This is a genomic window from Kangsaoukella pontilimi (assembly GCF_009830125.1).
GTDB lineage: Bacteria > Pseudomonadota > Alphaproteobacteria > Rhodobacterales > Rhodobacteraceae > Kangsaoukella > Kangsaoukella pontilimi.
On record NZ_WUPT01000001.1, the window covers coordinates 947980 to 960880 of the forward strand.

Here is a 12901-nt window from a genome sequence, read left to right on the forward strand (position 1 = left end):
CGAACGGGTCGGATGCGGACCGCATCCGGCCACCGCGATCGCGAAGCGGGCGCAATACCTCTTGCAAAGGCTCCGATTCCATCCTATCTCGCGCGCACTTCACAGGCAGGGCTTGGGCCTTCGGGGGAGACATCCCCGTCGTGTCCGCCGGTTGGGAGAGATCCCTGATGGCCCCGCCGAGGCGCAAACCGGAAAGGAACTCAGGACATGGCGCTCCCCGAATTTACGCTGCGCCAGCTTCTCGAAGCTGGTGTTCACTTTGGTCACCAGACGCAGCGCTGGAACCCGCGGATGCAGGAATTCATCTACGGCGACCGCAACGGCATCCACATCATGGACCTCACCCAGACCGTTCCCATGCTGGACGCGGCACTCAACGTGATCCGTGAGACCGTGGCCAAGAACGGCCGCATCCTCTTCGTCGGCACCAAGCGTCAGGCCCAGAAGCCGATCGCAGAAGCCGCAGAGAAATGCGCGCAGTATTACATGAACCACCGCTGGCTCGGCGGCACGCTCACCAACTGGAAGACCGTCAGCCAGTCGATTCAGCGCCTCAAGGCGATCGACGAGCAGATGGCCGCCGGTGCCGAGGGCCTGACCAAGAAAGAGCGTCTGGGCATGGAGCGCGAGCAGGAGAAACTCCAGGCGTCGCTCGGCGGTATCCGCGAGATGGGCGGTGTGCCGGACCTTCTCTTCGTCATCGACGTGAACAAGGAAGACCTCGCCATCGCCGAAGCCAAGAAGCTTGGCATCCCGGTTGTGGCCGTGGTCGACACGAACTGTTCGCCCGAGGGCGTGGACTACATCATCCCCGGCAATGACGACGCCGCCCGTGCCATCGCGCTCTACTGCGATCTGGCCAGCCGCGCCGCGCTGGATGGGATGTCGGCTCAGCTTGGCGCCGCGGGCGTCGATATCGGCGCGCTCGAAGACGCCGCCGAGCAGGGTCTCGAGCCGGAAGAAGCCGTTGCTGCCGCCGACGCCGGCGCTGCGCCGTCCGACGAGGTCGTGTCGAACGACACGATCGCCAAGGACGCCCCTTACGAGCTGGAGAACAAGGAATAATTCCTGTCGCTCCGACGAGACCGGGCAGGGGCCTTCCCTGTCCGGACCGCACCCTATTTGATTAAGGAGAAGCAAGATGGCTGTCACGGCTGCACTTGTGAAAGAGCTTCGCGACAAGACCGGCGCGGGCATGATGGACGCCAAGAAGGCGCTGACCGAAACCGACGGTGACATGGACGGCGCCATCGACTGGCTGCGCACCAAAGGTCTGGCCAAGGCCGACAAGAAGGCCGGCCGTACCGCCGCCGAGGGCCTCGTCGCCGTTCAGGCCGACGGTGGCACCGGTGTCGCGATCGAGGTGAACTCGGAAACCGACTTCGTCGCCAAGAACGAAGAGTTCCAGTCGATGGTTCTGGGCTTCGCCAAGGCCGCGATGACGGCTGCGGATCTCGATGCGCTGAAATCGGCCGAGATCGGCGGCAAATCCGCCAGCGACATCCTGACCGACGCCATCGCCAAGATCGGCGAGAACATGCAGCTTCGCCGCATGGCCAAGATCGAAGGCGACAATGTCACGTCCTATGTCCACAACGCCGCCGCTGACGGCATGGGCAAGATCGGCGTGCTCGTCGCCTATTCCGGCGATGACGAGGAATTCGCGCGCGGCGTCGGCATGCACATTGCCGCCATCAACCCCGCCGCTCTGTCGGAAGCCGATCTCGATCCCGCCGTGGTCGAGAAGGAAAAGCAGATCCAGATGGACATCGCGCGTGAAAGCGGCAAGCCGGAAGCGGTCATCGAGAAGATGATCGGCGGCCGGATGCAGAAATGGCTGAGCGAAGTGACCCTGCTGAACCAGGCCTACGTCAAGGCCGAAGACGGCAAGACCACCGTGGGCGATGCCGCTGCGGCCGCCGGCGTCACGATCACCGGCTTCATCCGTCTTGCCGTGGGCGAAGGGATCGAGAAGCAGGAAGAAGACTTTGCCGCCGAGGTGGCCAAGGTCGCCAAGGGCTGATCCGGCCCGCCGGGTAACCGGCGCAGGAAAAGAAATCGGGCGGCGCTGCCGGGACGCAGCGCCGCCCTTTTTACTTAACCTGTAAACGACGGATCGCGTCCAAAGGGGATGAGGAACGGACGCCCTTCCGATACGGATCAAGGATGCCGGCCCTCAAGCGGAGTATGCGCTGTCAGGCCGGCGGTTCGGTTTCCCGATCCTTCCTGTTGCACCCGGTATCGCGGGCTGTTGCGGAAGGCTGTTCCCAGGCTAATGCCACCACTCACGGAACGCTTCTATCTTTGCGCGAAAAGTGACGTTAGGGAAGTATGGTTTTCCCTACCACTCACGAACACGTGAATTTACGCTAACGTAAGCGGTAACGTCATATATCCGTTACAAAAATCTGTCTTTGCAGCGAGGCTTTCATCACCGCCTGCGTCGTGGTGTCCACGTCCAGCGCCTCGCGTGCCTTGCGCAGATGCTTCTCGACCGTGGGCGGAGTAAGTCCCATGATTTCAGCGATATCCTGCATCGTCTTACCATCACCGACCCATTCCAGAACCTCGCGCTGGCGCGGCGACAGGCGCTTCATATGCGACGGGAAGGGAAGGGCGGCGATTTTCAGATGCGCCACCTGCGCCAGAAGATTGACCGTCTCGCCATCGCTGGCCCATAGGTTCTCGACATCGCACTGGTTCAGCCCCTTGCGCGCTGTCAGCGCGATTGCGCCTTTCTGCCGGGCGGAACTGTCCGCGAACGAAATCGTATAACCGGCAATGACGCCGTGGGCCCGGTTGAACTCAAGAATCTGCTTCTGTTCTTCATCAAGTTCGGCTTCTATCCTATTGATATAACTCCAGGACATTGCGCCTTCGTTCTCAAGCGCCCAGACCGTCATCGGCGCGCGGTTGAACATGGCCTTGTCGAAGAAAGGCCGGATATAGCCGTCGTCGTGATTGGTCAGAACCAGCATGTCGTCGCGGTTGCCGATACCGGTGCGCGTCCGGAACCGCGTGAATCCATAGAGCAGACGGTCGAAGCCGAAATTGCTCATCTCGCGCGTTAGAATAGCCCAGACAGTCTCGACGGTCCGCGCCTCGACCAGCCGTGTCAGGGCGTGGTTCATGCGGCGCGCCCACCGATCTTGCCCAGAATGGCTCTGAGCGCCAGAGGATAGCCCTGGACGCCGAAGCCCAGGATAACACCGGCCGCAACGGGCGCGATCATGCTCGTATGCCGGAAGTCCTCGCGCGCATGCACGTTCGAGACGTGGAGCTCGACCACAGGCAGGCCGATCCCGGAAATCGCGTCGCGCAGCGCGATGGACGTATGCGTATAGGCGCCGGCGTTCAGGATTATGCCGTCATGGGTGCCGCGCGCATCGTGCAGCACATCGACCAGCGCGCCTTCGTGGTTGGACTGGAAAAAGGAAACCGACACGCCAAGCGCGTCCGCTTCGGCGCGGCACATATCTTCGACATCCGACAGCGTCTCGGCGCCGTAGATCGAGGGCTCGCGCGTGCCGAGCAGGTTCAGGTTCGGACCATTGGCGATCAGGATCGACGTCATGTTAAAAGCCTTCGCGTTTCCCGATGGTTAGCAAAAACCTAGCAACACGTATATCTCTTGTCGTCACAAAGGGGGGACTGTGGCTGCGGGAAGACAGATAACGTGATCTTTCTCGTCTAAGTGTCTGACAGATATGCCAGTATAGGTGTCAGGCAGGCCCTTGGCGTCGTATCTAATATTTACATAATACTGATTATACGAATAATGGATATCGTGACGGGGCACATGAAACGGCCGCCAACTCAGCCCAAGGCATAGCCCGCCCCGCGTACCGTGCGGATCGGATCGCCCCCTCCGTTCTGACCGAGCGCCTTGCGCAGCCTGCCGATGTGGACGTCCACGGTGCGCGTGTCGACATAGATGTCGCGGCCCCAGACCCGGTCCAGAAGCTGATCGCGCGACCAGACGCGTCCTGGTTTCTCCATGAAGGTCGACAACAAACGGAACTCGGTCGGCCCCAGCTTGATCTCGCCGCCTGCCCGCGTGACCCGGTGGGTTTCGGCATCGAGCACGATGTCATCGAATTCCAGCCGCACGCCCACCGTCGCGGGCCGCACGCGGCGCAGTTGCGTCCGGACCCGCGCCATCAACTCGACCACGGAATACGGTTTGACCACGTAATCATCCGCGCCGGTTTCCAGCCCGCGCACCCGATCGACCTCTTCGCTCCGCGCCGACAGCATGATCACCGGCACCTCGCGCGATGCCGTGTTCATCTTGAGCCGCCGGCAAATCTCGATTCCCGAAACGCCCGGCAGCATCCAGTCCAGGACGACGATGTCGGGCGCGGTCTCCTCGAACAGCACCAGCGCCTCGTCGCCGCTTTCGGCGGTGACCACGCGGAACCCCTCGGCCTCCAGATTATAGGCCAGAACCTCGCGCTGCGCAGGCTCGTCCTCGACCACCAGAACGCTCGGCTGGGCGACGGCGGACATCGGGCCTAGCTCCCCGGCTCCGCCACGAAGGACGTACGGTCGCCCTTGGGCCGGCTCTCATCCGGCATGTCGCCGGTGACCAGATAGATGACCTGTTCCGCGATGGACGTCACGTGGTCGCCCATGCGCTCGATATTCTTGGCGATGAAATGCAGATGCATGCACGGCGTGATGTTGCGCGGGTCTTCCATCATGTAGGTCAGCACCTCGCGGAAAAGCGCGTTGTACATCTGGTCCACGTCCTCGTCGCGCAGGATCACCTGAGCCGCCAAATCCGCGTTCCGCTGAATATAGGCATCCAGCGCGTCCTTCAGCATCAGCTGCACCTCGCGCGACATGCGCCGGATGGCAGCGGTCGAGCCGTTCACATCGGGTGACTCGGCCAGAACCGAGGTTCTCTTGGCGATGTTCTTGGCATAATCGCCGCAGCGCTCGAGGTTGCCGCTGATCTTGATCACCGACAGAACCGTCCTCAGGTCCGACGCCGTCGGCGCGCGCAGCGCGATCACGCGCGCGGCCTCTTCGTTGACCTGTTCTTCAAGCGCGTCGATGGCCTTGTCATTGGCCCGTACCACTTCGGCAAGTTCGACGTCGCGCGTCTCGAGCGACTGAGCGCTGTCCAGAATGGCCGTCTCGACAAGACCGCCCATTTTCATGATCAGCGCCTGAATGGCCTCCAGATCGCGGTCGAAAGCGGATGCAATGTGTTGATCGTGCATGATTTTTATCCTTACCCGATCCGGCCCGTGATATAGCTTTCGGTCCGGCTGTCTTCGGGTTTCGTAAAGATGTCGCCCGTCTCGCCGTATTCCACAAGAGTGCCCAGGTGGAAGAACGCTGTCTTCTGGCTGACGCGGGCCGCCTGCTGCATCGAGTGCGTGACGATCACCACCGAATAGTTCTGCTTGAGTTCGTCGATCAGTTCCTCGACCTGCGCCGTCGCGATCGGGTCGAGCGCCGAGCACGGCTCGTCCATCAGCAGAACCTCGGGCTCGGTCGCCACGGCCCGCGCGATGCACAGACGCTGCTGCTGACCGCCGGAAAGCCCGGTGCCCGGCTGCTGCAGCCGGTCCTTGACCTCGTCCCAGATCGCGGCGCGACGGAGCGACTTTTCGACGATCTCGTCCAGTTCCGCCTTGGTCCGGGCCAGCCCGTGGATGCGCGGGCCATAAGCCACGTTGTCGAAGATCGACTTGGGAAACGGGTTCGGCTTCTGGAATACCATGCCCACCTTGGCGCGCAGCTGCACCGGGTCGACCTTGGGGTCATAAATGTCCTCGCCGTCGATCCGGATATCGCCGTCGATCCGGGCGATGTCGATCGTGTCGTTCATCCGGTTGATGCAGCGCAGGAACGTGGATTTCCCGCAGCCCGACGGGCCGATAAAGGCGGTGACCGTCTTGTCCTGGATCTCGACACTGACATCCTTGATCGCATGGGTATCGCCATAGTGAACATTCACGTGTCTGGCGGATATCTTGGTCTCTTTCATGTCGGTCGCCCGTTCAATTCGTCTCATGTCGTTCATGTCCGGCCCCTTCCCTTACCAGCGGCGCTCGAAGCGGCGGCGGAGGATGATGGCGAGCGTGTTCATGATCAGAAGGAAGACCAGAAGCACAATGATCGCGCCGGATGCCCGCTCCACAAAGGCCGGATCGGAGCGCGTTGTCCAGTTGTAGACCTGCACCGGCAGCGCCGAGGCGGGGTCGAAAAAGCCCTCTGGCGGCGCGGCGGGGTATTCGCGGACGAAGGCCACCATGCCGATCAGCAGAAGCGGCGCGGTCTCGCCCAAAGCCTGCGCCAGACCGATGATGGTGCCGGTCAGGATGCCGGGCGCGGCCAGCGGCAGGACGTGGTGGAACACGGTCTGCATCTTCGACGCCCCAACGCCCAGTGCCGCTTCGCGGATGGACGGCGGCACCGCCTTCAGCGAGGCGCGCGTCGCGATGATGATCGTCGGCAGCGTCATCAGCGTCAGCACCAGCCCGCCCACGATGGGCGCCGACTGCGGCAGCCCCGCGAAGTTGATGAAGATCGCCAGGCCGAGGATGCCGAAGACGATCGACGGCACCGCGGCAAGGTTCGAGATATTCACCTCGATCAGGTCGGTGAACCGGTTCTTGGGCGCGAATTCTTCCAGATAGATCGACGCCGCCACACCGATGGGCAGCGCCAGCACCAGCACGATCAGCATCATGTAGAACGAGCCAAGGATCGCAACGCCCAGCCCCGACGCCTCGGGCCGGTTCTCGGAGGCGTCCGGCGCCGTGATGAAGGCCCAGTTGAACCGGGTCTCCAGCGCCCCCGCCTCTTTCAGCGCATCGGCCAGCATAAGCTGCTCCGGCGAGATATTCCCGTCCAACTCCGCCGTCGCCATCGTCACGCGGCCCTTGTAATAGCCATCGATCCGTCCCGAGGCGAGGAACTCGAATTCGCGCGTGGTCCCGATGACCTCGGGGTTGGCCAGCACAAAATTCCGAAGCTGGGCGGCGGCTTCCTTCGAGATCAGGTCGCCCTCTTTCGAGAGCCCCTCGATCTCGATACCCTCTTCGGCAATCTTTGCCTCCAGCGCATCCTTGATCAGCGGGCTGTAGGTGAAGGTGGTGGCCTTCTTCAGCTCTTCGATGTCGCGCGTGCCGGACTTGTCCAGCTTGTCCTCGGGCAGTGCGACCTCAAGCGTGATGTAGGTCTGCATGAAGGCGCCCGCGCCGTTCCGGATGATCGACGTCAGCAGGAAGACCAGCGCCAGCACGGCGAGGCCGACGGCGATCATGCCATAAACGCGGAAGCGGCGTTCGGCGGCATTCCGGCGGCGGGTGCGGTCATCCGCCGTCAGAAGCGATCCGTTCCGGCGCGGCGCCTCGGCGGGAGATGCGGTCATGTCGGTCATTCGTACTGCTCCCGGTAGCGGCGCACGATCCAGAGCGCGAGAACGTTCAGCCCCAGCGTGATGACGAAGAGCGTGAGGCCAAGCGCGAAGGCCACCAGCGTCTCGGGCGAGGCGAAATCGGTGTCGCCGGTCAGCTGGCTGACGATCTTGACGGTAACGGTGGTCATCGCCTCGAATGGGTTCACAAGCTCGCCCAGACCCCGGTTGAACTGTGCGGCGGCGGCCCCTGCCCCCAGAACCACGATCATGGTCTCACCGATGGCCCGCGACGCGGCCAGCAGGATCGCGCCCACGATGCCCGGAAGCGCGGCCGGCATCACGACCTGCCGGATCGTCTCGGACTGGGTCGCGCCAAGGCCATAGGACCCGTCGCGCAGCGACTGCGGCACCGAGTTGATGATGTCGTCGGACAGCGAGGATACGAAGGGGATCAGCATGATGCCCATGACCAGACCCGCCGTCGCCACGCTGGACGAGCTTTCTCCAAGACCGAGGGGCAGCGCGAAATAATCCCGCAGCATCGGTCCGATGGTGATGAGCGCGAACAGGCCGTAGACGATGGTGGGAATGCCAGCCAGGATCTCGATGGCGGGCTTTGCGACGGCGCGGACCCGGTTCGACGCGTATTCCGACAGGTAGATCGCTGCAAATAGCCCGATAGGCACCGCAACGATCAGCGCCACCAGCGAGATGTATAGCGTGCCCCAGAGAAGCGGCAGGATTGCAAGTTCCGAGTTCCCCCTAAAATCCGGCGCCCAGTTGGTGCCGAAAAAGAACTCCTGCCAGGGGTAATCCGCGAAGAAGTTGCGGGTCTCGAAGAGCATGGACAGCACAATCCCGAGCGTCGTCAGGATCGCGATGGACGCCGCCCCGATCAGCACGATCAGGATGCCCCGCTCGACCGTGTTCCGCGCGCGGAAGTCCTTGTTCGTAACCATGTAGGACAGCGCGAAGCCGCCAACCGCCGCCAGAAGGACCGCCGCCCACATCAGCCCGGTGCCAACGCGCGTCATGTCCTGATAGCTCAGCGCGGCGCGGTAGACGGCGGCGTCGATCTCGGAGCCGAGCGCCACGCCCACATTGCCCAGCCGGTCGCGCAGACCTTCGAGGAAGGACGTGTCCACGACGTCGGGCGCGCCCTCGGCGCCGAGGATCTGCAGCCCTTCCGCCACCCGCCGCACATCGCTCATCACCAGATCGCGGGTCGAACTGTCGGCGATCGCACTGTCGGGCAGAAGCGCGCTCACCCGCATGTCGATCCACACGGGCTGGATCAGCAGCCAGAGCGCCAGAAGCCCGAAAGCGGGCGTCAGGACCGTCAGCGCAACGTTGTAGCCATAGTAGCCCGGCAGCGAATGCAGCGCGCGCGAATTGCCCCCGGCCGAGGCCATCGCGCGGGAGCGTCCCGCGACATACCCCACGGCGGCCAGCGCCAGGACGATCAGGATGAGCCAGAGAAGCGGCACGGCAGTCATACCCTCGGGTTAGAGACGCGAGGGGGGCGCATAGGCGCCCCTCTCCTGTTCGTTCAGCGGTCGCTTACGACCCGGAAGCCATCGTTTCCTCGGCTTCGATCTTGGCCTGTGTCTCGGCCAGTTCCGGATCGGCCACGAGGCCGTATTCGGCAAGCGGGCCGTCGGGACCGGCGATCTCGTCCATGACGAAGAACTGCGCGAATTCCTTCAGACCCGGGATCACGCCGATATGCGCGCCCTTGATGTAGAAGTAGAGCGGACGCGACACCGGGTATTCGCCGGTCGAGATGGTCTCGGTCGAAGGCGAAACGCCCGACATGGTGGCGACCTTCAGCTTGTCCATGTTGTTCTCGTAGAAGGCCAGACCGAAGACACCCACGCCGCTGGTGTTGGCGTCGATGCGGGCCAGCGTCTCGGTGTAGTCGCCGTCGATGTCGACCGCGCGGCCATCGGTACGGACCGACATGCAGGCGTCTTCGGCCGCATCTTCGTCCATGCCCATGCCGGTCATGGCTTCCATGGCGCCCGAGGCTTCGCAGCCGGCCAGGATCACCTTTTCCTCGAACACTTCACGGGTGCCGTGCTTGGTGCCGGGGATGAAGGCCTGGATTTCGGCGTCGGGCAGCGACGCGTCGATTTCCGACCAGTTGGTGTAGGGGTTGGCGACAAGCGCGCCGTCGACGATGACCTGCTCGGCCATGGCCTTGTACCACTGCTCTTCGGTGAAGGCGGTGAATTCGGGACCGTCGATCTGGCTGGCGAAGACGATGCCGTCATAGCCAATGCGGACCTCGATGATGTCGGTCACACCGGCGTCGGCACAGGCTGCGATCTCGCGCTCGCGGATCTTGCGGCTGGCGTTCGCGATGTCGATGGTGTTCTCGCCCACGCCCTCGCAGAAGCGCTTCAGGCCGGCGGAAGACCCGCCCGATTCGACGACGGGCGTCGGAAAGTCGAAGTTCTCGCCAAAGGCCTCGGCAACGATCGAGGCATAGGGCAGCACCGTCGACGAGCCGGCCACCTGCACCTGGTCACGGGCGGCAGCGGCAGTTGCGGATACAGCGATGATCGCCAGAGCAGAGGCGGTCAGTTTCGCGTTCAGCATGGAATATCTCCTGGTTTCAAATCGACCCCTGGATTCGGGCCTTGCGGCGGTTCCTAAGGATGCCGCGCTATGCTTTTGTGACAGGGACGTAACACTTTTATGACAGTGCCGCCGATCCGGGCCAAAAGCCCCCTCCGAGCGCCACGAGTCAGGTGTTGCGAGGCAGGATCACGCTGAAGCGGCTGCCCTGCCCCGGCGCGCTTTCGATCCTGAGACGCCCGCGATGCCGGTTGACGATATGCTTGACGATGGCGAGGCCCAGTCCTGTCCCGCCCTGCGCCCGCGAGCGGTGCGTGTCGACGCGGTAGAACCGCTCGGTCAGGCGCGGAATATGGGTGGGATCGAACCCCTCGCCCGTGTCGCTCACGCTCAGGATCGCCGCAGGGCCCAGAACCATCGGGTTGGCGTCCTCGGAGGTCAGGCGAAGGGTGACCGTGCTGCCCCGGCCGGAATACTTGATCGCATTCTCCGTCAGGTTGGCGACCACCTGTGTCAGCTGATCGGGATCGCCAGGCACCAGAAGTGGCGCCTCCACGCCCTCGGCCGTCAGCGTCACCCCTTCGCCGTCCGACAGGTTCCCGAGGTTGCGCATGACCGCGCCCACGATCCCGGCCAGATCCGCCTTTCCCTTCGGGCGCACGCGCTCTTCCGATTCGACCCGGTTGAGCGACAGGAGGTCCCGGATCAGCCGGTTCATCCGAGTCGCCTCGCTCTCCATGATCCCGAGGAAACGGTCCTGCGCCGCCGGATCGTTCCGGGCCGCGCCGCGCAGTGTCTCGATAAAACCCGAGATCGCCGTCAGCGGCGTCTTCAGCTCGTGGCTGACATTGGCGACGAAATCGCGCCGCATCTGGCTGGCCTCGGCCATTTCGGTGCGATCCTCGAAGACCAGCAAAAGCCCCCCCGCCTTCGGCATGGGAGAGACCGTGGCCGACCACGTCATGTCGCGCCGTGCGACGGTGGACGTATAGGCGGCCACGCGGCGCTCGCCCGTCCGGAAAGCGGTCTCGATCGCATCCAGCAGCAAAGGCTGTCTCAGAACGGTGATATGATGACGCCCCACCGCGCCCGGCCCCAGCAAGGCCGTCGCGGCCTCGTTGACCGCAGCGATCCGTTCCTGACGGTCGATGAAGACCGCGGGTAGCGGAAGAGCGGTGACCAGTTCATCTATCACGTGTATCGTTTCCGAATTGATGGGTTTTATTACTATAACTTTAGTGTAAACTTTACTGGACAAGTTTCGACAACCACAAATGATTCGCGCGTGGGTTGAGTGGAAAGCTCCACCCGAACAGACGGAAACTTTCTGGAACTGTCGCGTTTTCGATTTGTCGCGAACCGGTCAAGGGGGCGTCCATGAGTCGTGAAGATGCAAGGCTGAGACAGGTCGATATCGCGGGTTACAGCGCCGATAGCGATGAAACCGTGGCCATCCTTGCCGTCGGCAGCGCGGATGAATGGCGCCGTCAGGGAAACCGGCTTTTCGGGGATGGGCGGATTCACTTCGCGTCCTTCGAAGAAGTCACGCAAGGCCTGGTCGAACGGCTCTGCCCCACCGTCATCCTCTCTCCGGTTCTGGCGGCCCGGTTCGATTGCATCGACCTCGCGCAGCGGCTCTACATGCTCGATTACACGGGCCGCTATCGTGCCGTCTCGGACGACCTGCCCGACCCCGAGATGGTCGAGCGCGAGATCAGGCATCTCTGCCCCGGCCTGGATTTCGGTATCCTGATCGGCCGCTAAACCCCGTTCGCCGCAGCCACCGCCTGTGCAAAGCGCCGGATCAGGTCGTCCGCGTCCTCGCACCCGACAGAGACCCGGAAGAACCCCTCGCTGATGCCAAGCGCGGCGCGCCCCTCGGGGGTAAGCGCCCGGTGCGAGGAGGTGGCCGGATGGCTGAGCGTGGTCGCGATGTCCCCCAGCGTCGGCGCAAAGGCGATGCCCTCGGCAGCGCGTACCAGCGCATTGGCGGCAGCGCGGGTGGGCGCGACCTCGAAGCTGACCATATGGCCGCCTTCGCCGCTCAGCAGGGTCGCCGTGCGCGCGTGGTCGGGGTGATCCTGCCGCGCCGGGTAGATCACGCGGGTCACACCCTCCATACCGGCCAGCGCCTCGGCCAGGCGGGCCGCATTCGCGGTCGCGCGGTCATAGCGCATGTCGAAGGAATACAGCCCCCGCTCGGCCAGCCAGCAATCGAAGGGTGAGGCGGTCAGACCCATGGTCTGGGATAGCACCCGCATCCTCTCGACCAGAGCCGGATCGTTCGCGCCGACATAGCCAAGCGTCGCGTCCGAATGCCCGGCCAGCAGCTTGGTGACCGAATGGATGACGATATCCGCGCCCCGCTCCAGCGGCCTCAGCCCGCGCGGCGTCGCAAAGGTGTTGTCGACCGCCACAAGAATGCCCCGCGCCTTTGCCAGCGCAACGATCCCGTCCACATCCGCCACCCGAAGCGTCGGGTTTGACGTGGTCTCGATCAGGATCATGCGCGTCTCGGGGCGTAGTGCCGCCTCAATCGCCGCCACGTCGGTCGGGTCTGCAAGGCTGGTGGCGATGCCGAAACGCGGCAGATCCTCGGCCATCAGCCTCAGCGACCGGCCATAGAGCTGATCGGCCCCCAGCAAATGGTCCCCTGCCCTGACAGTCGCGAGCAACGCCGCCGTCACCGCCGCCATGCCGGACCCCGTTACGACGCCGCCACCCGCGCCCTCGGCCCCGTTCAGAAGGCCTTCCAGCAGTTCGGCATTGGGATGCGCCTCGCGCGCATAGGTATAGCCCTTGGCGCCCCCCTCGTATTGCGCATCCAGCGTGTCGGGATCGGGCGAGGCATAGACAACCGAGGGTTGCAGCGGACTGACGACGGGCCGGCTGACGCTCGACGGGAAAAGCGCGCGGCGCGTGCCGCGGGGACGGTCTGTCATC

The 12901-nt window shown here is 63.7% G+C and carries 13 protein-coding genes; 3 read left to right on the plus strand and 10 right to left on the minus strand.

Annotated elements, in window-relative coordinates; translation table 11 throughout:
- The first annotated feature begins 207 nt into the window (after positions 1 to 207).
- Complete coding sequence (gene rpsB, locus GQ651_RS04785) at positions 208 to 1065, plus strand: 30S ribosomal protein S2 (RefSeq protein WP_160763049.1); 858 nt, start codon at positions 208 to 210, stop codon at positions 1063 to 1065.
- 76 nt (positions 1066 to 1141) lie between these two features.
- Positions 1142 to 2023, plus strand: coding sequence for a translation elongation factor Ts (tsf, locus tag GQ651_RS04790; RefSeq protein ID WP_160763050.1), 882 nt, complete (start codon positions 1142 to 1144; stop codon positions 2021 to 2023).
- A gap of 364 nt (positions 2024 to 2387) precedes the next feature.
- Here the strand turns inward: tsf and GQ651_RS04795 are convergent, their stop codons facing one another.
- From GQ651_RS04795 to GQ651_RS04835, 9 genes are all read right to left on the minus strand, one after another.
- Positions 2388 to 3131: a LuxR family transcriptional regulator gene (locus tag GQ651_RS04795; protein ID WP_160763051.1), complete on the minus strand. Its 744-nt coding sequence runs from the start codon at positions 3129 to 3131 to the stop codon at positions 2388 to 2390.
- On the minus strand, positions 3128 to 3574 hold the full coding sequence (gene aroQ / locus GQ651_RS04800) for a type II 3-dehydroquinate dehydratase (RefSeq protein WP_160763052.1): 447 nt from the start codon (positions 3572 to 3574) through the stop codon (positions 3128 to 3130). The genes GQ651_RS04795 and aroQ overlap by 4 nt, the downstream gene beginning before the upstream one ends.
- A gap of 242 nt (positions 3575 to 3816) precedes the next feature.
- Positions 3817 to 4509: a phosphate regulon transcriptional regulator PhoB gene (phoB, locus tag GQ651_RS04805; RefSeq protein WP_160763053.1), complete on the minus strand. Its 693-nt coding sequence runs from the start codon at positions 4507 to 4509 to the stop codon at positions 3817 to 3819.
- A gap of 5 nt (positions 4510 to 4514) precedes the next feature.
- Entirely contained in the window at positions 4515 to 5228 is a 714-nt protein-coding gene (phoU, locus tag GQ651_RS04810) for a phosphate signaling complex protein PhoU (protein WP_160763054.1), read from the minus strand.
- A gap of 11 nt (positions 5229 to 5239) precedes the next feature.
- Positions 5240 to 6037 carry a phosphate ABC transporter ATP-binding protein PstB gene (gene pstB, locus GQ651_RS04815; protein ID WP_160763055.1) on the minus strand — a complete coding sequence of 266 codons (798 nt, stop codon included), beginning with the start codon at positions 6035 to 6037 and terminating at the stop codon, positions 5240 to 5242.
- 15 nt (positions 6038 to 6052) lie between these two features.
- Complete coding sequence (gene pstA, locus GQ651_RS04820) at positions 6053 to 7399, minus strand: phosphate ABC transporter permease PstA (RefSeq protein ID WP_160763056.1); 1347 nt, start codon at positions 7397 to 7399, stop codon at positions 6053 to 6055.
- Positions 7396 to 8865, minus strand: coding sequence for a phosphate ABC transporter permease subunit PstC (gene pstC / locus GQ651_RS04825; protein WP_160763057.1), 1470 nt, complete (start codon positions 8863 to 8865; stop codon positions 7396 to 7398). The genes pstA and pstC overlap by 4 nt, the downstream gene beginning before the upstream one ends.
- A gap of 73 nt (positions 8866 to 8938) precedes the next feature.
- A complete protein-coding gene (locus tag GQ651_RS04830) occupies positions 8939 to 9979 on the minus strand; it encodes a substrate-binding domain-containing protein (RefSeq protein WP_160763058.1) in 1041 nt (346 codons plus the stop codon).
- A gap of 148 nt (positions 9980 to 10127) precedes the next feature.
- Positions 10128 to 11153: an ATP-binding protein gene (locus GQ651_RS04835; protein ID WP_319637324.1), complete on the minus strand. Its 1026-nt coding sequence runs from the start codon at positions 11151 to 11153 to the stop codon at positions 10128 to 10130.
- 182 nt (positions 11154 to 11335) lie between these two features.
- Between GQ651_RS04835 and GQ651_RS04840 the strand changes: the two genes are divergently transcribed.
- Positions 11336 to 11722, plus strand: a complete 387-nt coding sequence (locus GQ651_RS04840; RefSeq protein WP_160763059.1) for a hypothetical protein — start codon at positions 11336 to 11338, stop codon at positions 11720 to 11722.
- Here the strand turns inward: GQ651_RS04840 and GQ651_RS04845 are convergent.
- Positions 11719 to 12900: a trans-sulfuration enzyme family protein gene (locus GQ651_RS04845; RefSeq protein ID WP_160763060.1), complete on the minus strand. Its 1182-nt coding sequence runs from the start codon at positions 12898 to 12900 to the stop codon at positions 11719 to 11721. The genes GQ651_RS04840 and GQ651_RS04845 overlap by 4 nt on opposite strands.
- Between the last annotated feature and the right edge of the window lies 1 nt (position 12901).